The sequence below is a fragment of the Brachybacterium sp. p3-SID1565 genome (assembly GCF_025143785.1).
Taxonomy (GTDB): Bacteria; Actinomycetota; Actinomycetes; order Actinomycetales; family Dermabacteraceae; genus Brachybacterium; species Brachybacterium epidermidis.
The window spans coordinates 41922-59424 of sequence record NZ_JAMBDS010000002.1 but is presented as its reverse complement, the minus strand read 5'-3'; the positions used below and the strand labels follow the sequence as shown (position 1 = coordinate 59424).

Sequence of the window (17503 nt, the reverse complement as noted above, 5' to 3'; positions counted from 1 at the left end):
GGGAGGAGTGATGGGGGGTCGGGGCAGGGACGGCAGGCGGCCCGGGCGGTTTCGGCCTGGCAGGAGCGACCTTGCCGTCCCTGGCTCACCCGCCGGGGAAGGTCTTCCTGCGGGCGCGCTCGGCGTTGACGTCGGGCACCTGGTCCAGCAGAGAGGCGCGGCGGGTGTCGCGCATGCGGAAGTCGGCGAACATGCGGGTGAGGTCCGGTGCGCCGAACTCGTCGCGCACCGGGGCGGGGACGGTGAGCATCAGCACGGCGGCGATGCCGGTGGTCAGAGCCACGCCCCCGGTGAGCAGGCCGGAGCCGGCACCGGTGGCCACGGAGTTCACGATGGTGTCCAGGAAGCCCACCATCACCAGCACGGCCCCGGCCATCACACCGCTGGCGCGGGCCACCTCGGCGCGGCGCTCCAGCAGGGCGCGCCGGGCGAAGATCGACACCGCCACGAAACAGGCGGACACCACGGCGTCCAGCAGGTGCAGCACAGGACCGCCCCGGGTCACGCCCGTGGGCGAGGCGATCGCGGCCAGCAGGTGCCAGATCACTGCGGCAGCGTGCATCAGCACGCTGAACTCGAACACGCGCACCGTGTACACCAGCCAGTCGGCGCGCCGGAAGGAGATCGGGATGGTGCGGATGAACGAGCGGGAGATCATCACCCCGAACGCGGCGAACAGCGGCGGCAGGTACACGAAGCCGGTGGCGAAGCTGAGCGGGGCGGCGAACTGGAGGCGCAGGGTGTTGTCGGCCAGGGCCAAGGCCACCAGGCCGGCCACCGCGGCCACCGAGAACACGATCCAGGAGCGGTCCCGCCGCCACACCGCAGCGAACACGATCGCCAGCAGCAGGGCGGAGATCAAGGCATCGGCGAACACCATCACCGAGAAGCCCCAACCGGTGGTGAACAGCCTGCCGACGATCATCACCAGTGCCAGCAGCAGTGCCGCGGCGGCGGCCACCCCGATGCCCAGCACCAGCAGGCGGGCGCGGTTGCGGGCCACGTGATGGGGGAGGTAGCCCTCGTGACGGCGCGGTTCGATGCCGACGATCGCGCCCAGCAGCAGCAGCGGTACGCCCACCCCGATACCAACGGGGGGCCCGTCGGGCAGGGAGGAGAACAGCCGCGGCAGGGAGACGACGAGGTCCACGGCCACCACGACCAGCGGGACCGCCAAGGCGGGCAGCAGGCCGATCACCCGCACCGCGCGCACCACCGCCAGCGGCGGGCGGGCGGGGACCCACCGCAGCAGGTGCACGGCGATCAGCGCGGCCAGGCCGATGCCGATGGAGATCTTCCCAGCCATGCCCAGCATCGGTGCCGGAGCGTAGGTGAAAGTGGTGGTCAGCGCGGTGACCAGGCATACCAGCGCCAACAGATCGCGCAGGGCGTCGAACACACCGAGCTCGCGGAACCGCTCGGGCACCTCGATGCCGCCGGCGGCGCCGTCCTCGACGTTCGGGGTGGTGCCGGAGCGGGCGTAGGAGACGGCCCGCGAGGGCAGCACGGGTTCGTCCGCGCCTGGTCCCGCGCCGGGTGTCTCGCGCTCTTCGGTGTCCAGGTCCCAGTCGAGCGTGCGCCGGCGATCGGGGGCTGCCGGCGCGTCGGGCCAGGGGCGCGCCTCGGGCCGCGGACGCGCGGCCGGGCCAGGGGTCAGCGGTGAGCGGGGTGCCGCGGCGGGCGTGCCGCCGTCGTGGAGCGGGGGGCTCTGCGAGACGCCGTCAGACGAGGCCGCCTCGGACGAGGCTCGAACAGTGGAGGCCGCTCCCGAGTCACGCTGGGCCAGCTGTTCCTTCAGGGCCTCAGCACGTTCGGCCCGCTTGCGCTCCAGCAGCGGGGCGGCGTAGCGGTCGAAGGCAGCGCGGTCAGGCAGCTGCTCGGTGGGAAGGGTGTGGGGATCGTCGGATGCGAAGATCCAATCGGAATCCCCCGCCGTGCCGCGTTCGCGCTCCCCCGCCATGAACCCTCTTCCTCTGTCGGTCCTGCCTGCACGAGTCTAGGAGAGGCTCGGGCGGGCGCCCGCGGCGGCGCGCCGGGGCGACGCAGTGATGCTCAGCGCGCGGTGGGGTACATCCGCGCGCGCTGCGAGCTGGAGTCGACGACCTGCTTGCCGAAGGGGAAGCAGGTCACGGGGATCAGCTTGATGTTCGCCCACGCCAGGGGGATGCCGATGATGGTCACGGCCTGCGCCACAGCGGTGAGCACGTGCCCGATGGCGAGCCAGAGCCCGGCCACCAGGAACCACACCACGTTGCCGACGCCGCTGAGCGCATTGCCGCGGCCGGTGGCCACGACCTCGCGACCGAACGGCCACAGCACGAAGCCGGCGATCCTGAACGAGGCCACCCCGAAGGGGATGGTGACGATGAAGATGCAGGCGATCACGCCGGCCAGCAGATAGCCGAGGAACAAGGGGATCCCCGCGGTGAACAGCCAGATGAGATTGAGGACCAGGGTGATGAAGAAGCGCATGCCTCCACACTAGGCAAAGGTCCCCGCGCCGCGACAGGAGGAAAGCCCCCGTTCCCGGGCGGGGCCGGGCCTCCCTTCCATGCGCGGGTTCTGCTTGCATGCGGGCTCACGGGGCCGGGTCTCTGCGGCCGCATCGGCCCTCCGACGGATCTCACGTGCGCGGGCGCGACCCGCCTACCTGCCCAGGACTACCCTGAGTCCATGCCTGCTCCCGAGATCGTGCTGACCGAGCGCTTCCAGTCCGCCTTCGCCTCCGCCTTCGGGCCCGAGTACGCCGAGGCCGACCCGCTGATCCGCCCCTCCCAGTTCGCCGACTTCCAGTGCAATGCGGCGATGGGACTGGCCAAGCGCCTGGGGAAGAAGCCCCGCGACATCGCCGCGGAGATCCTGGAGGCCGTGCAGCTCGAGGACGTGGCCGAGCCCCTCGAGGTGGCCGGGCCCGGGTTCCTGAACATCCGGCTGCGCACCGAATGGATCGCCTCGCAGGTCGCACAGCTGGCCGACGACTCCCGCCTGGGCATCCCCGCCGGGCAGCCCCGCACCGTGGTGCTGGACTACTCCGCGCCCAACGTGGCCAAGGAGATGCACGTGGGGCACCTGCGCACCACTGTGGTGGGTGACGCTCTGGCGCGCACGCTGGAGAAGCTGGGCCACACGGTGATCCGCCAGAACCACATCGGTGACTGGGGCACCCCCTTCGGGATGCTGATCGAGCACCTGCTGGAGGTGGGCGAGGACTCGCCGGAGGCTGCCCTGCTGCTGACCGACCCCAATGCGTTCTACCAGGCTGCACGGCAGAAGTTCGATGCGACCGACGGCAAGGCCGCCAGCGACGCCGGCGCGGCCGGCACCCCCGGGGCAACCGCGGCCGACGGGGCCGAGGCGCCCGCCGTCGCTGCTGATTTCGCGGCCCGGGCCCGTCGCCGGGTGGCCACCCTGCAGTCCGGGGATGCCCGCTCCCTGGAGATCTGGCAGCGCCTGGTGGAGATGTCCAAGCAGTACTTCCACCGCATCTACGACATGCTGGACGTGACCCTCACCGATGCGGACCTGGCCGGGGAGTCCACCTACAACGATCAGCTGGAGGCGGTGTGCCGCGATCTGGAGGAGGCAGGCATCGCCCGCAGCTCCGACGGTGCGCTGTGCGTGTTCCCCGAAGGGTTCACCGGCCGTGACGAGCAGCCGCTGCCGCTGATCATCCGCAAGTCCGACGGCGGCTACGGCTACGCCACCACCGACCTCGCGGCGATCCGCCACCGGGTGCGCACCCTGGGAGCGGACCGCATCGGCTACGTGGTGGGCACCGCTCAGGAGCTCCACTTCCAGATGATCTTCACGACCGCGCGGGAGGCCGGCTGGCTGCCCGAGAGCGTGGAGGCCACCCACGTGAAGATCGGCTCGGTGCTCGGTGAGGACGGGAAGATCCTGCGCACCCGCTCCGGTTCCTCCCTGCGACTGATGGCGCTGCTGGAGGAGGCCGTCGCCAAGGCCCAGGGCGTGATCGACGAGCTGAGGCCGGATCTGTCCCAGCAGGAGCGCGCCTCCATCGCCCATGACATCGGCATCGGCGGCGTGAAGTACGCGGACCTGTCCACCGCGCACGACTCCGACTACGTGTTCGACCTGGACCGGATGCTGGCACTGACCGGCAACACGGCCCCGTACCTGCAGTACGCGGTGGCGCGTATCCGCTCGATCGGCCGCCGGGCCGCGGAGCAGGGGGTGGACGCCGCCGGGGCCGCGCCGCGGGTGGACAACGACGCCGAGCGCGCCCTGGCCCTGCAGCTGCTGGAGTTCGGTCCCACGCTGGCCCAGGTGGGCGCTGCCTACGAGCCGCACCGCCTGTGCGCCTACCTGTTCGCGACCGCCCAGGCGTTCACCGCGTTCTACGAGGCCTCCCCGATCCTCAAGGAGGCCGATGCGCAGGTGCGTGCCGGTCGTCTGGCCCTGGCGCAGCTCACTGAGCAGGTGCTGGTCGAGGGTCTCGCGGCCCTCGGCGTGAACGCTCCGCAGCAGATGTGAGCGGGCGTGACCGGATCGTGTCCGGTTGTTATCCAAACGTGCCCGGGTGAGGCCCGGAACGGCCTTACCTTGAACACCCTGCTTCCATAATCTTGCAGGGTGCCATCGCTTCGCCTCGCCCAGCTCACCCTGTGGGCGGTCTATGCCCTGGTGGTGGCGGTGCACCTGGGGGCGCTGGTGACCGAGTCCAGCCTGACCCAGCGGGTCACGCAGCCATTGTTCGCTCCGCTGCTGATCGCGATCCTTCTGGTGAGTGCGCCCTCGCGCCACCGCACCACGGTGCTGCTCACGGCGGGACTGTTCTTCGCCTGGCTCGGTGACACCATGCCGCCGTTCCTGCCGCAGGTGCTGCGACCGGCCGCCGTCGTGCTGTTCCTGGTGGCACTGGTCCTGTACTGCCTCGCGCTGCTGCCGCTGTGGGCCCGCAACCGCGAGCCGCTGCGCCTGGCCCTGGCGATCCCCTACGCCGGTGTGGTGATCGGGCTGTTCGTGGCCTGCGCGGACGGCGCCGGCGAGATGACGCCGCTGGTGGCCGCCTACGCGACCGTGCTGGCCACCATGGCGTTCCTGTCCTCCGGCGGCAACGGTATGACGTGGATGGGCGGCACCCTGTTCCTGCTGTCCAGCTCACTGCTGGCGATGGACTGGTTCCTGCCGGGCGCCGCGATCATGTACAGCACCGTGTGGGTGATGCTCACCTACGCCCTGGGGCAGGCGCTGCTGGTGGCAGGGATGCTGCGCATCATCCCCTCGCGCGAGCACACGATGCAACCCGTCGGGGCTGAGCTGGTCATCGTCGAGGGGTGACCCCCAGGACGCGGGCGATCAGTTCGCCCTGCTCCCGGTGCAGGCGCTCGAGGTCCTCGCCGCGCCGCTGCATCAGCTGCAGGCCCAGGCGGCCGTTGATCTCCCGGTAGGCCACCTCCAGCCCGTTCTCCTCCAGCTGCAGCCGGGCCACCCGGACATCGGAGAGGAACAGATCGCGCGTTCCCACGCTGAGGTGCACCGGCGGCAGGCCCTCCAGACTCGCGTTGATCGGGGAGAGGTCCGGATCGTCCAGCGGCGCACGCCCGGCGTAGGCGCGGGCGGCCTCGCGCAGCATCCGGCGCTCGTGCACGGGATCCACCTGGTCCGTCTCGGTGATGCCGGCGTTGGCCAGTTCGAGGTCCAGCCAGGGCGACATGGTCACCAGCGCGGCCGGCGCCGGGATCTGCGGATGCTCCCGGAGCCTGCGGGCGATCGCGAAGGCAAGTCCACCGCCGGCGTGCTGACCGCTGAGCACCCACGGGCCGGCGCCGAGCCGACCGTCGGCCGCCAGCGCCTGCAGCACGCTCTCGGCGTCGTCCCGCGCCACGGGGTGAGTGTGGTCCGGAGCGGTGCGGTAGTCGACCATCAACCCGGCGCAGTCGCGGGCATCGGCCTGCTTCGACAGCCACGTCCAGTCCCCGGTGAACGGCCCGGAGACGTAGGCGCCGCCGTGCAGGTGGATGATCAGCCCCTGGTCGCGGCGATGGCCGTCCAGCCACACGCAGCGGGTGCGGCCGATCATCTCCACGTCCACCGCGTGGCGCTTCTGCACCGAGCTCGGGGGCAGTGCCCGCCGGGCCTCTCGCAGCGCATGGTTGGTGACCGCTGAGGGGATCGGCACCCGGCGCACGGTGCGGGCGCCCACCACCACGGCGTCTCGGATGCGTCCCATTGCTGACTCCTAGCCGCGACCCTCTGGTCGCATCGATGCGGGGTGCCTTGCGCGGCCAGCCTAGCGAACCCCGCTCCTGCCCTCCTGGGCACGCCGACGATCACGCAGGGCACGCGCCTTCGCGACCGTGTGAGCACAGGTAGCCTGCCTTCATGACGACGCCCTCCCCCGCCCCTGTCCTGGTGATGGTCGCGATGCCGGAGGAGGCAGCGCCGCTGGAATCCCGGCTGGACGGCGCGACGGCGCTGTCGACCCCGTTCGTCGACGACGCGGCGATGCGCCCGGTGCGAGCGGTGGCCGGCCTCCTTGGGGGCACGCCCACGGTGGTGGTCACCACCGGCATCGGCATCGCCGCAGCGAGCGCCGCCGCCACCTGGGCGATCCTCGAGCACCGGCCCACCTGCGTGGTCGCGGCGGGTTCCTGCGGGGGCCTGGCGGCCGACGTCGAGGTGGGCACGGTGATCGTGGGCGATGCCTTCACCTGGTCGCTGGCGGACGCCACCGTCTTCGGCTACGAGCCCGGGCAGGTGCCCGGCTCGCCAGCACGTCTCGAGGCCGATGACGACTGGGCCGACGTCGCGGAACGCGCTGCCGGCGCTGCCGGCACCGCGGTGCGCCGGGGGCTCATGCTCTCCGGTGACGCCTTCGTCACCGCTCCCCTGGCCGATCCCATGCGGGAGCGGTTCCCCGGTGCCCTCAGCGCGGACATGGAGACCACTGCCACCGCCCGCACCGCCGCCGCGCTCGGGGTGCCGTTCGTGGCACTGCGCGCTGTCTCGGATCTCTGCGGCCCCGCTGCGGGCCAGCAGTTCCACATGGAGCTGGACCTGGTCGCGGAGATCTCGGCCCGAGCGGTGGAGCAGCTGGTGCGCGCGCTGCCCGCATGAGCCACCCCGCATCGTTCATGTGAATCAGACAACCCCGCGGACGAACGGCCCCATGCCCCATGCGAGCACCCCGTTCCCCTTCTGACCTGGCCTTTTGGTCAGGACTGGCGGTGTGCGGCACCGTTCCGGATCGCGCCACCCCCTGGCCTCGCCCGGGGTGCGACCCGTATGGTGCAGGCGAGCCTCGTGACCCGCAGATGCGCTTCGGCCTGCAACCACGGGGCTTTCCCCTGCCCCTCCACCGGAACGAGTGATCGTGTCGGCTTCGACTGCTGCCTCCCCGCCCCCCGCCCCGCCCCATGACCCTGTGGACGGGTCCGAGAACCGCAAACCCCGCCCGTACTCCCTGGCCAAGGGAGTGTTCGGGGTGACCGCCGGCGTGGTGGCCATCGCGGTCGCCTTCGCACTGTTCCTGCCCACGGTGTTCGCCGAGGTCATCTCGACCCTGAACTCCACGGTGGTGAACTCCATCGGCTGGTACTACGTGCTGCTGGTGACCGGGTTCGTGGGCTTCGCGATCGTGGTCGCACTGAGCCGCCTGGGCACCATCAAGCTGGGCCGGGACGACGATGAGCCCGAGTACGGCCTGCTGTCCTGGTTCGCGATGCTCTTCGCCGCGGGCATGGGCATCGGCCTGGTGTTCTGGGGGGCAGCGGAGCCGCTGACCTTCTTCGCCTCCGACGGCGGGATCCCGCCGAACGCCGCTCATCTGGACGATCCGGCCCGGGCGCAGCGCGCCATGGGGCAGACCTTCCTGCACTGGGGGCTGCACGCCTGGGCGATCTACGTGGTCGTGGGCCTGGCGATCGCCTACTCGGTGCACCGCCGTCGCCGTCCCGTGTCGATCCGTTGGGCACTCGAGCCGATCCTCGGCAAGCGCACCGACACCTGGATCGGCGACCTGATCGACATCATCGCCCTGGTGGGCACGCTGTTCGGCATCGCCACCTCCCTGGGCTTCGGCGTCAATCAGATCGCCGCCGGCCTGGATCACCTGGGCCTGCTGCCGAACTCCACCACCGTGCAGGTGATCATCGTGCTGTCGGTGACCGCGCTGGCCACCATCTCCGCCGCTTCCGGGGTGGACAAGGGCATCAAGTTCCTCTCCAACCTCAACCTGGGGCTGGCGGCGCTGCTGCTGGTCGCCGTTCTGATCCTGGGCCCCACCCTGTTCCTGCTCCGCGACGTGGTGCAGAACATCGGCTACTACCTGCAGCACTTCCTCGAGCTCTCCTTCCAGACCCTGCCGTTCATGGGCGATGAGGGGGCCAGCTGGATCTCCGGCTGGACCACCTACTACTGGGGCTGGTGGATGTCCTGGTCGCCGTTCGTGGGCGTGTTCATCGCCCGCATCTCCCGCGGCCGCACCGTGCGCGAGTTCATCACCGGTGTGCTGCTGGTCCCCACCCTGGTGACCATGGTCTGGTTCACCGTGATGGGTGGCACCGCCCTGTACAAGAGCCTGTTCGAGAACATCGACTTCACCGGCGAGGACGGCACCATCGATGCCAACACCGCCCTGTTCGACACCCTCTCGACGCTCCCGCTGGGCATGCTGCTGTCCGGAATCGCCGTTGTGCTGGTGACCATCTTCTTCATCACCAGTGCGGACTCCGGCGCCTTCGTGATGGACATGATCGCCCACCGCGGCGACCCGAACCCGCCGCGCCTGACCCGCATCTTCTGGGCCTCGGCCTCCGGCATCATCGCCGCCGCGCTGATCTGGGCCGGCTCGGTCTCCGGTGCGGAGGGCGCAGGCATGACGGGCCTGCAGGCGATGGCTCTGCTGAGCGCCCTGCCGTTCTCCATTGTGATGATCGGCATGTGCGTCTCCACCTGGATCGCCCTGTCGCGCGAGGTGAAGATCATCCAGCGCCTGGAGCTGCGGATCCGTCAGCGAGAGTTCGTGGAGCGCTACTCCGACCAGCTCACCGGCACGGTCAGCGACCGCGTGAGCGCGCAGATCGCCGAGCAGGTCACCGCTCAGGTCGACGGGCGGGTGGCCGAGCAGGTGGAGCAGCAGGTCGCCACCCAGATCGATGCCCGCGTGGACGAGCAGGTCAGCGCGCGCCTGGACGAGCACGCCGCGGATCAGGCTGGGCAGCCCGGGCAGCAGGACGGGCACCGTCGCGGCCGGAACCCCTTCCGCCGCTGATCACCCGCGCTCGGCCAGCTGGATGATCTCCCCGTCGCCGTCGAGTGCGAGCAGGTTCTCGCGGATCCGCTCATCGGCACCGACGGGCCTGCCGCCGGCGGCGTGCGGGGTGATCAGCAGGCGGGGCGCGTCCCACAGGGGGTCCTCGGCCGGCAGGGGCTCGGGGTCGGTGACGTCCAGCGCGGCCGCCCCGAGGGTTCCCGCCTCGAGGGCCTCGGCAAGCGCCCCCTGGTCCACGGTGGTGCCGCGGCCCACGTTGATCAGCACGCCGTGGTCGGGCAGCGCGTCCAGCGCCTCCCGGCCCACCAGTCCGCGGGTGGCCTCCCCGCCGGGCAGGATGTTGATCAGCACGTCCACCTCGGGCAGGGCCGCGAGCACGTCGTCGTCGGCGAGCACCTCGAAGCCGGCACGCTCGCCGGCGCTGCGGGCCGCACCGCGCACGGTGGCCCCCAGGGCGCTGAGAACGGGGGCGAGGGTCTGGCCGATCTGCCCGAAGCCCCAGATCAGCACCCGAGCGCCGACCAGGCTGGTCATCCGGCCCTCGGGGTTCAGCGGCTGCATTCCCCCGAGCTCCTGGGACCATTCATGGCGCTCCTGGGCCTGCTTCGACTCGGGCAGGCGCCTCAGGATCGACAGCAGCAGGCCCAGTGTGTGCTCGGAGACCGTCAGGGAGTGCAGGCCGGCGCCGGTGGCGATCTGCACGTCCTCGCCGAAGCCGGCCTCGAGGATGCCGTCCACCCCGGCGGCGAGGGACTGCACCAGGCGCAGGTCGTGGAGGTTCTCCGCTGCTGAGGCGAGGTGGCGGCGGGAGGCGCCCCAGACCACGAGCACCTGGGCATCGTGGTGCTCGGCGGGGATCTCGGCGCGGGCGTCGATCGTGACGGCCTCCCAGCCCTCGGGCAGGTCGGGGTCGAGCTCGGTGGTGTCGGGCAGCAGGATCTTCATGGATCCAGGCTACGGGGCAGCGCTGCAGGACGTCCTGCCGGTCGCGTTCCGATAGCCTGCCGCCATGGTTCTCGGCCTCGGTTCAGCCGCCACAGGGATCGACCGCGCCGGCAGGGGGATCGGGCATGCCGCCCGGGGGATCGCCTCCGCGCTGCGCGGGGCGACACGCGCCACCGGTCAGCAGGTGTGGCGCACCGCCGTGCGCGCGCCCCTGGACACCGGCGGCTTCCTGGGCGCCTCCGCCGCTGCCTGGATCGCCACCTCCCCCAGTCTGCTGCCGCGCACCTGGTGGATGTGGACGGCCAACATCGGGCTCTCGCAGATCTACGGGTACACCACCGGCGCTCTCACCCAGCGACTGCTGGGGCGCGCCGGCCGGGCGGTGGGCCTGCAGGTGAGCATCTCCCCGGAGGGTCGGCATCGGGCGCGCCTGCTGGGCGGGGCGGCGCTGACCGGCATCACCACCTACTCGTGGGTGCGTGGCGTGCTGCGGCAGCGGGAGATCAGCCACCTGGTGCAGCAGGAGCCCAAGAACCTCGCCACCCACCTGGTGGGCGCCGCCGGCGGGGTGGCCGCGTCGGCCGGGGCCCTGCTGGCGGCCCGCGCCGTGATCGCCACCGCGCGCGTGTACCGCGCGGTGCTGCGCCCCTACCTGCCGCCGCGCGTGCTGGAGGCCACGTCCCTGCTGCTGACCCTGGCCACCGTCGGCGTGCTGGCAGAGCGGTTCGTGCGGGGCCGGTTGCTGGAGCAGGCCATCGAGCGCGCCGAAGCCGCCAACCTTCTGATCTCCCCCGAGCTCACACCGCCTGCCTCACCGCTGCGCTCGGGCAGTGCCGCCTCGGGCGAGGACTGGACGGCCCTGGGTGCGCAGGGCCGCCGGATCGTGTCCTTCGGGGCCGACGCCCGCTTGATCTCCGCGACCACGGGCGAGCCGGCGGTGGAGCCGATCCGGGTGTACGCCGGCAAGTCCACCACCCGCACCATCGAGGAAGCGGTGGAGGCGGTGCTGGCGGAGCTGGACCGCACCGGCGCCTGGGAACGGGAGGTGCTGGTGCTGTTCACCGGGACGGGCACCGGCTGGCTGCAGGAGTGGTCGCTCTCGGCGATCGAGTTCCTCACCGGTGGCAACTGCGCCACCGCGTCCCTGCAGTACTCGGTGTACACCAGCGCGCTCAGCTACATCCTGGACCGCCGCTCCCCGCAGCGGGCCGGGCACCTGCTGTTCGACGCGGTGCGCAGGCGGCTGGACCGGATGCCGGCGGCGGACAGGCCGCGACTGTTCGTGGCCGGGGAGTCACTGGGATCATTCGGCGGCCATGCCGCCTTCCGCGATCTGCCGGACATGCTGGACAGGGTGGACGGGGCGGTGTGGACCGGCACGCCCGGCTTCACCCCGATCTGGCGCCAGCTGGTGGCCCGCAGCCGACCGGGCGCCCCCGCGATCGCCCCGATCCTGGACAACGGCCGTCACGTGCGGGTGGTGACCCGGCCCCGTGACCTGTACCAGGACTACTGGGGCGGGCTCTACGAGCCGTGGCAGAGCCCGCGCGTGGTGTACGCCCAGCATCCCTCCGACCCGGTGGCGTGGTGGGAGCCCTCGCTGCTGTGGGCGGAGCCCGCGTGGCTGCGGGAGCGGGTGGGGCACGACGTCACCGACGCCATGCGCTGGTTCCCCTGGATCACGTTCTGGCAGATCGCGGCCGACATGCCCCTGTCGATCAAGGTCACCGGCGGGCACGGACACGCCTACCACGAGGAGCTCGTGCCGATCTGGGCCGCCGTGCTGGGCAGGGACGGCACCGACGATGACGAGCACGAGCTGCATCGCCGGCACCGCCGCATCGTCGATGCGATCCGCGAGCTGGGCCCGCCGGACTGACCTCAGGGGTTGGGGCCGGTGGCGACCTCGCGGGTGTCGTCAGCGCTCCACTGCGACCACGAGCCGGGGAACAGCCGCACGCCCTCGTAGCCGGCGCGCTCCAGGGCCAGGATGTCGTGGGTGGCGGTCACCCCGGAGCCGCAGTACACGATGACCTCGCCGCCGGGCTCGACACCGGCGGCGGCGAAGCTCTCACGCAGCTGCTGCGGCGGCAGGAAGCGGCCGTGCTCGTCGGTGTTCTGGGAGAACGGCAGATTGATGGCCCCGGGCACGTGGCCGGCGCGGGGGTCCATCGGCTCCACCTCGCCTCGGTAGCGCTCTGGTGCGCGGGCGTCGATCACCAGAGCGCTCCCGGAGGCCACCTCGTCGATGGTGGCGATCGCCGTCTCCGGCCAGGGCCTGGCCGGGACGCTGCCGGGCTCGGGTCGCACGTCATCGGTGGCGAGCTCCCCGTCCCATGCGTCGAGACCGCCGTCCAGCAGGGCGGCGGGCTGGTCCAGGGAACGCAGCATCCACACCAGGCGGGAGGCCTGGGAGCCGTCGGCATCGTCGTAGGCCACCACGATCGTGGACTCGTCGACGCCGGCTGAGCGCAGGGCGCCGGCGAAGTCCTCCGGATCAGGCAGCGGGTGGCGGCCCCGCCCCACCTGGGCAGGTGCGGCCAGGGCGGTGGGCAGGTCGATGTAGACCGCTTCGGGAAGGTGCCCGGTGAGGTAGGTGTGGTGCCCCTTGGAGCCGTCCAGCGCCCAGCGCACGTCAAGCAGCCGTACCGTGGATTCCTTGCCGGTCTGGGCGGTGCCGCCCTGCAGGTCCCGCAGTTCGGCCACGTCGATCACCGGGGGCAGGCCCGCGGTGCGTGCGGGCTCAGGGGCGTCGGGCGATGTGTGCGCGCTCATGGGAGCAGACTACGTCGGCCGGTGGGGGCTGGCCCGGTGCGGTTCGTGGGGCCTGCAGACGTTCACGGCCCCCAGTGGTCGCAGATCTCGCTGCCGATCAGAGCCCGCGGCACTGGATGTCCACCCGGACCAGGCGGTGGTCCGAGGTGGGGAAGGGGTACTCGCCGGTGAGCTCGCTGCCGGGCTGTCCCGGGGCCGGCCAGTACACGGCCGAGCTCACCACCTGGAGGTCCTTGGATGGCAGCACGTAGTCCACGCGGAGGTTGCCCGGGCTGGGCACGTCGGAGAAGTCCGCCGTGTCGTAGCGGGGATCGCCCTGATGGTCCTCGTTGCTGCCGCTCTGCTTCTGGGCGGCGTCGACGGCGCCCTGGCTGGCGGGCTTCGTGTCGCGAACCCGCGGGTGGCTGAGCAGCTGGTCGATGGCGCCGGGCCAGGAGTCGCCGTCCTTCGGATCGGAGTTGTAGTCACCGGCGATCACGAAGGACTCGCTGGGGTGCAGCCCGCCCCGGGTGCCGGCGTCGTCCACGATCCAGCGGGAGGCCTTCCCGGGGCTGAGGTAATCCGCCCACAGGCGGATCTCGTCATGGTTGCGGCGGCCGTTGCGATCCTCGGGACCGTCGAAGCTGGGGGGGGTGGGGTGGGCGGCCAGCAGATGGATGGTGGTGGAGCCCACCTGGACCGGCACGTCCCAGTGGGACTTGGAGCTCAGGCGCAGCTGCGGGGCGATCTCGCTGCCGTAGAAGCTCTCCGGGATCAGGTTGCCGGGCATCGAGGCCCAGCGCAGATCCCGGAAGGTGCGCACCTGGTGCGTGAGGATCGGGTACCGGGAGAGCACCACCATGCCGTACTGGCCGGGGAACTCGCCGAAGCCCCAGGCGTCGTCCGGGCCGCCCACGGTGCCGTCACGGTTCAGGTCCAGCCCGCTGGGCACGCCGGTGTTCACCGGTGCGGTGTACGCGTACGGGTAGTGCACGGGGCTGCGGCCGTTCTGCCCCACTTCGAGGTAGTTGCGGCGGAACAGGTCGATCCCGCGGTGGTCAGCGTCGTGGTCGAACTCGTTGATCAGCAGGACGTCGGGGTTGTTGATCTGGATGACCTGGGCGATCGCCTTGATCTGCACGTCCTCCCCCGTGGCGAGGTCCTCCAGCAGCTCGCCCTCGGTGGCCCGGTTGAGGGAGGCGTTGTAGGTGGCGAAGCGGACGTTCATCGACCGGCCCCCGTTCCCACGAGCAGGGACGGACTGCGCGGCGCGCTCCGAAGCTGCGGGCTGGGCCTGGGCGGCAGCGGTGGGGATTGCGAGGCCGGCAGCAGCGGCGGCGGTGAGGGCACGACGACGGCTGATCCTGGGAGACATGGCCTCCATTGTGCACGGTGGGCCCCGACCCCGATAGGGCGGCCCACAATGCACAGGTCACGGCATGTTCCGGTGGCGAGGCATCTGTGCTGGTGAGAGACTCGCCCCATGAGGATCACGTTTCTGGGAACCGGACGCATGGGCACCGAGCTCGCCCTCCATCTGCTCGCTGAGCACGAGCTGAGGGTGTGGAACCGCACCGAGCGTCGCACGCAGCGCCTGGCTGAGGCCGGGGCACGTGTGGCCTCCTCCCCTGCCGAGGCCGTCCAGGGCGCGGAGGTGGTGGTCACCTCGCTGTTCGGCCCGGACGCGGTGCGCGAGACCGTCATCGGCCCCGGTCTGATCCCCGCGGGTGTCCCGTGGGTGGACACCACCACCGTCTCCCCCGCCGACGCCGAGGAGTTCGGCGCGGCCGTCCCCACCTATGTGGGCGTGCCCGTGATCGGCACCCTGGGCCCGGCCCGGGCCGGGAAGCTCGGTGTGTACGTCGGCACCCCGGACGATGCTCTGCGGGAGAAGGTGCTGGCGCTGGTCGCACCGTGGGCTGACCCGGAGCGTCTGCGCGGCGTGGACACTGCCGCGAAGGCCGCCACCGGGAAGCTGCTGGCGAACCTGGCGCTCGCGGTGAGCGCGCAGGGCCTGCGGGAGGCGCTCGCGCTCGGCGCGGCCACGGGGACGCCGGCCGAGGACGTGCTGGACATGCTGGCCTCGACGGGCCTGGCGTTCATCGCGGGGATGAAGGGCCCGTTCGTGCGCGGTGAGCGCACCACCGAGGGCGGTGACTTCACGGCCGATGCGATCGCCAAGGATGCCCGGCTGATGATCGACACCGTCGCTGCCGCTGCAGCGGAGCAGGGCGGCACGGCCGATGTCCCCGCGGGCACCGCGATCCCGGCCTCCCCTCGGCCCGGTTCGGACCTGCCCGCGGTCAGGGCCGCTCTCGCCTCCTTGGATGCGGAGATCGACGCCGGTCACGGTGACCGCGACTTCTCCACCATGCTGCTGCCCGAGGCGCGGCCGACGGGCGACTGACCACGCGGACCCGGACTCCGAGACCCGCTGCACGGCTCAAGCGGCTGCCGGGAGCAGGCCGTCGCGTCCTGTGTTCAGGAGGTCGGGTATCTCGCAGGCGGCGACCAGTCCTGCCAGTCCAGCGCCGACGACGATCGCGTCGAACTCGCGGCTGCCCGTCTCGCCCCCGGTGCCGGCGCCCATGGTCCTCGCTGTGTCATCGCACCGCGATGCGGCGCACTCGCTCCAGGTGGTTGTCCTGGTTGGCTCCACTCATGGTGCGGCTGCTCTGGCGGTTGTTGCTTCCGCGCCTGCGGTCTCCGGTGCGCAGGTTCCCCACCGCCACCTCGGTCTCCTTCTCGAAGTGGTGGCGCTTGTCGGTGTTGCGGTAGTAGCGGTAGATCCCCCCGTACACGGCGGCGAACACGGCCGGTCCCGCGATGAAGGGGAACATCAGCCCCACCACCCCGCTGTCCCCGGAGTCGGCGAGGATCATCACGGCAGTGGGGTCCACGGCGGTGGCGGCGTCGGCGAGCAGCGGCAGCATCGCGATGTCCTTCCCTGATAGGTGGGGTGGGCGGGTGGAGCAGAACCTGGCGGGCGGGTGGAGCAGAACCTGGCGGGCGGGTGGAGCGTGGGACGGGCGGGGTTCAGCCGAGGAAGAACCATCCCCAGCCGATGGCGGCAGCGATGGCCGTGGCCATGCTGCCGAGCGCGCAGGACAGCGCGAAGATCTTCGGGTGGGACACGGGCACCGAGCCCATGGTGTTGCCGTTGCGACCGTTGACGGCGATGTAGTGCACGAGCGAGCCCTCGCCCTTGGCGGAGTCCGCGTAGCTGTACAGCCACACCGGCACGTACACGGCCACCCAGCGGGTGCCGTGCACGGCCACGCCCTCGTGCTCCCATCGCACGCCACGGTCGTACCGGGAGATGGTGGGGCGGGCCTTGGCGCGGGCGATCGACAGGAACTTCTCCTCGACGCTGTCGTCGACGTCGCGGATGTTCAGGTCGCGCCGCTCCGAGGTGAAGCCCCGCAGGTAGTTGGAGTTGTAGGCGACGGCGGCGGCGGTGTCGTACGGCTGGACGGCGTTGAGGATGTTGTTGGTGGAGCGGGTGTTGTCGCGCGCGTCGTACCGGCTGGAGGATTCCACGGTGAGGTCGTCCACCAGCAGGTCGAAGGCGCGGCGCACGTCGTACACGTCGGCGTCGTAGTAGGTCTCCGAGACGTAGTTGTCCCCCACCTTACGGCGCACGGTGTACTGGCGGGTGGTCACCTCGCCCGTGCCCTGCATCACGGCGTGCAAGTTGCCGTCGACCACCATGTACGGGATGTACACGCCCATCACGTTGTCGGGCACGAACTCGCTCTTGAAGCGGGCGTGGGCGAAGGCGCGGCGGGACCCGACGAACTCGTTGATCCGCTCGATGGCCTGCTCTCGGGTGAGCTGGAAGGGCAGGACCGCGTCGGGCACGGCGCCGTTGGGGATCTGCGTGTTGATGGAGAGGGTCTGGCGGCACCAGTGGCAGCGCTTCTGCAGCTGCTCGTCGACCCTGATGACGACCTCGGCACCGCAGCCCTGGCACTTCAGGGTGACGGTGGTGAGGTCCTCGCGGATGTCGCCGGTGCCGGAGGCCATGGTGTGGCCGCGCAGCTCCTCGATGGCGCTGTCCAGGCCGAAGGCCTGCTCGGCCACGTCCTCGTTCCACTGGTTGCGGCAGTACCCACACACCAGGGACTTCGCGGTGATCGAGTAGTGGATGTCGGTGCTGCCGCAGCGGGGGCACTTGTCCAGGCCGTCGGTCTTGCCGGAGCTGGTGTCGACGATGCGGTTGCCGGCGTTCCTCAGTGCCTTCTGCGCGGCCTCGCCGAGGGACTGCTCGGGCAGCATGGTCGCTGCCCGGCGCTCGGGAGCGCCGCCCTGGCCCGACGGGCCTCCCTGGCCCGGGGCCCCGTGCGGGGCGCCTCCGGCCTGGGGGCCCACCGGACGCTGCTGGCCGTGCGGGGTCCCGCTGCGCTCGGCGTGGGCGCTGCCGCTGCGGTACTGGTCACCGGCCCATTGGGGCACCTCCCGCTGGCCCGTGCTCTGGGCGCCCGAGGGGATCGGATCCGCCCGACGGGCCTCCTGGGATCCCGGTGCCGCCTGGGGTCGACGGCCGGGCGGGGGCGGCAGCATCCCGCC

General features: G+C 71.5%; 15 protein-coding genes. 6 read left to right on the top strand and 9 right to left on the bottom strand.

Going from position 1 to position 17503, the window contains the following annotated elements:
- Positions 1–85 precede the first annotated feature (85 nt).
- Complete coding sequence (locus tag M4D54_RS00885) at positions 86–1960, bottom strand: hypothetical protein (protein WP_259889601.1); 1875 nt, start codon at positions 1958–1960, stop codon at positions 86–88.
- Between the two features lie 92 nt (positions 1961–2052).
- Entirely contained in the window at positions 2053–2472 is a 420-nt protein-coding gene (locus M4D54_RS00880) for a YccF domain-containing protein (protein WP_193866605.1), read from the bottom strand.
- A gap of 201 nt (positions 2473–2673) precedes the next feature.
- On the opposite strand from M4D54_RS00880, the gene argS reads away from it, so the two are divergent.
- On the top strand, positions 2674–4494 hold the full coding sequence (argS, locus tag M4D54_RS00875; protein WP_259889598.1) for an arginine--tRNA ligase: 1821 nt from the start codon (positions 2674–2676) through the stop codon (positions 4492–4494).
- A gap of 99 nt (positions 4495–4593) precedes the next feature.
- Positions 4594–5301: a lysoplasmalogenase gene (locus tag M4D54_RS00870; RefSeq protein WP_259889587.1), complete on the top strand. Its 708-nt coding sequence runs from the start codon at positions 4594–4596 to the stop codon at positions 5299–5301.
- Here the strand turns inward: M4D54_RS00870 and M4D54_RS00865 are convergent.
- Positions 5285–6193: an alpha/beta hydrolase gene (locus tag M4D54_RS00865; RefSeq protein WP_259788967.1), complete on the bottom strand. Its 909-nt coding sequence runs from the start codon at positions 6191–6193 to the stop codon at positions 5285–5287. The genes M4D54_RS00870 and M4D54_RS00865 overlap by 17 nt on opposite strands.
- Before the next feature lie 152 nt (positions 6194–6345).
- Here M4D54_RS00865 and mtnN point away from each other — a divergent pair, with 152 nt between their 5' ends.
- Entirely contained in the window at positions 6346–7080 is a 735-nt protein-coding gene (gene mtnN, locus M4D54_RS00860) for a 5'-methylthioadenosine/S-adenosylhomocysteine nucleosidase (protein WP_259889584.1), read from the top strand.
- Positions 7081–7387: 307 nt separating this feature from the next.
- Positions 7388–9235, top strand: coding sequence for a BCCT family transporter (locus tag M4D54_RS00855; RefSeq protein ID WP_259889581.1), 1848 nt, complete (start codon positions 7388–7390; stop codon positions 9233–9235).
- Here the strand turns inward: M4D54_RS00855 and M4D54_RS00850 are convergent, their stop codons facing one another.
- Positions 9236–10180 (bottom strand): NAD(P)-dependent oxidoreductase, encoded by a 945-nt coding sequence (locus tag M4D54_RS00850; RefSeq protein WP_259889578.1) that lies wholly within the window; start codon positions 10178–10180, stop codon positions 9236–9238. It lies immediately after the preceding gene.
- A gap of 64 nt (positions 10181–10244) precedes the next feature.
- Here M4D54_RS00850 and M4D54_RS00845 point away from each other — a divergent pair, with 64 nt between their 5' ends.
- Entirely contained in the window at positions 10245–12059 is a 1815-nt protein-coding gene (locus tag M4D54_RS00845; protein WP_259889576.1) for an alpha/beta hydrolase, read from the top strand.
- Positions 12060–12061: 2 nt separating this feature from the next.
- Here the strand turns inward: M4D54_RS00845 and M4D54_RS00840 are convergent, their stop codons facing one another.
- Together M4D54_RS00840 and M4D54_RS00835 are read right to left on the bottom strand one after the other, a co-directional pair.
- On the bottom strand, positions 12062–12955 hold the full coding sequence (locus M4D54_RS00840; protein WP_259889574.1) for a sulfurtransferase: 894 nt from the start codon (positions 12953–12955) through the stop codon (positions 12062–12064).
- A 97-nt stretch (positions 12956–13052) separates the two neighbouring features.
- A complete protein-coding gene (locus M4D54_RS00835; RefSeq protein ID WP_259889572.1) occupies positions 13053–14309 on the bottom strand; it encodes an endonuclease/exonuclease/phosphatase family protein in 1257 nt (418 codons plus the stop codon).
- A 108-nt stretch (positions 14310–14417) separates the two neighbouring features.
- Between M4D54_RS00835 and M4D54_RS00830 the strand changes: the two genes are divergently transcribed.
- Positions 14418–15341: an NAD(P)-dependent oxidoreductase gene (locus M4D54_RS00830; protein WP_259788974.1), complete on the top strand. Its 924-nt coding sequence runs from the start codon at positions 14418–14420 to the stop codon at positions 15339–15341.
- Positions 15342–15377: 36 nt separating this feature from the next.
- Here M4D54_RS00830 and M4D54_RS00825 read toward each other — a convergent pair whose 3' ends face one another.
- From M4D54_RS00825 to M4D54_RS00815, 3 genes are all read right to left on the bottom strand, one after another.
- Complete coding sequence (locus tag M4D54_RS00825; protein WP_259788976.1) at positions 15378–15524, bottom strand: hypothetical protein; 147 nt, start codon at positions 15522–15524, stop codon at positions 15378–15380.
- A gap of 13 nt (positions 15525–15537) precedes the next feature.
- Positions 15538–15867 carry a hypothetical protein gene (locus tag M4D54_RS00820; protein WP_259788977.1) on the bottom strand — a complete coding sequence of 110 codons (330 nt, stop codon included), beginning with the start codon at positions 15865–15867 and terminating at the stop codon, positions 15538–15540.
- A 103-nt stretch (positions 15868–15970) separates the two neighbouring features.
- Positions 15971–17497, bottom strand: a complete 1527-nt coding sequence (locus tag M4D54_RS00815; RefSeq protein ID WP_259889569.1) for a TFIIB-type zinc ribbon-containing protein — start codon at positions 17495–17497, stop codon at positions 15971–15973.
- Positions 17498–17503 lie beyond the last annotated feature (6 nt).

Coding starts and splice junctions, on each gene's coding strand:
- M4D54_RS00840 (WP_259889574.1), bottom strand. CDS start 12,955: ATGAGCGCGCACACATCGCCCGACGCCCCTGAGCCCGCACGCACCGCG.
- M4D54_RS00850 (WP_259889578.1), bottom strand. CDS start 10,180: ATGAAGATCCTGCTGCCCGACACCACCGAGCTCGACCCCGACCTGCCC.
- mtnN (WP_259889584.1), top strand. CDS start 6,346: ATGACGACGCCCTCCCCCGCCCCTGTCCTGGTGATGGTCGCGATGCCG.
- M4D54_RS00820 (WP_259788977.1), bottom strand. CDS start 15,867: ATGCTGCCGCTGCTCGCCGACGCCGCCACCGCCGTGGACCCCACTGCC.
- M4D54_RS00885 (WP_259889601.1), bottom strand. CDS start 1,960: ATGGCGGGGGAGCGCGAACGCGGCACGGCGGGGGATTCCGATTGGATC.
- M4D54_RS00830 (WP_259788974.1), top strand. CDS start 14,418: ATGAGGATCACGTTTCTGGGAACCGGACGCATGGGCACCGAGCTCGCC.
- M4D54_RS00835 (WP_259889572.1), bottom strand. CDS start 14,309: ATGTCTCCCAGGATCAGCCGTCGTCGTGCCCTCACCGCCGCCGCTGCT.
- M4D54_RS00825 (WP_259788976.1), bottom strand. CDS start 15,524: ATGGGCGCCGGCACCGGGGGCGAGACGGGCAGCCGCGAGTTCGACGCG.
- M4D54_RS00865 (WP_259788967.1), bottom strand. CDS start 6,193: ATGGGACGCATCCGAGACGCCGTGGTGGTGGGCGCCCGCACCGTGCGC.
- M4D54_RS00845 (WP_259889576.1), top strand. CDS start 10,245: ATGGTTCTCGGCCTCGGTTCAGCCGCCACAGGGATCGACCGCGCCGGC.
- M4D54_RS00880 (WP_193866605.1), bottom strand. CDS start 2,472: ATGCGCTTCTTCATCACCCTGGTCCTCAATCTCATCTGGCTGTTCACC.
- M4D54_RS00815 (WP_259889569.1), bottom strand. CDS start 17,497: ATGCTGCCGCCCCCGCCCGGCCGTCGACCCCAGGCGGCACCGGGATCC.
- argS (WP_259889598.1), top strand. CDS start 2,674: ATGCCTGCTCCCGAGATCGTGCTGACCGAGCGCTTCCAGTCCGCCTTC.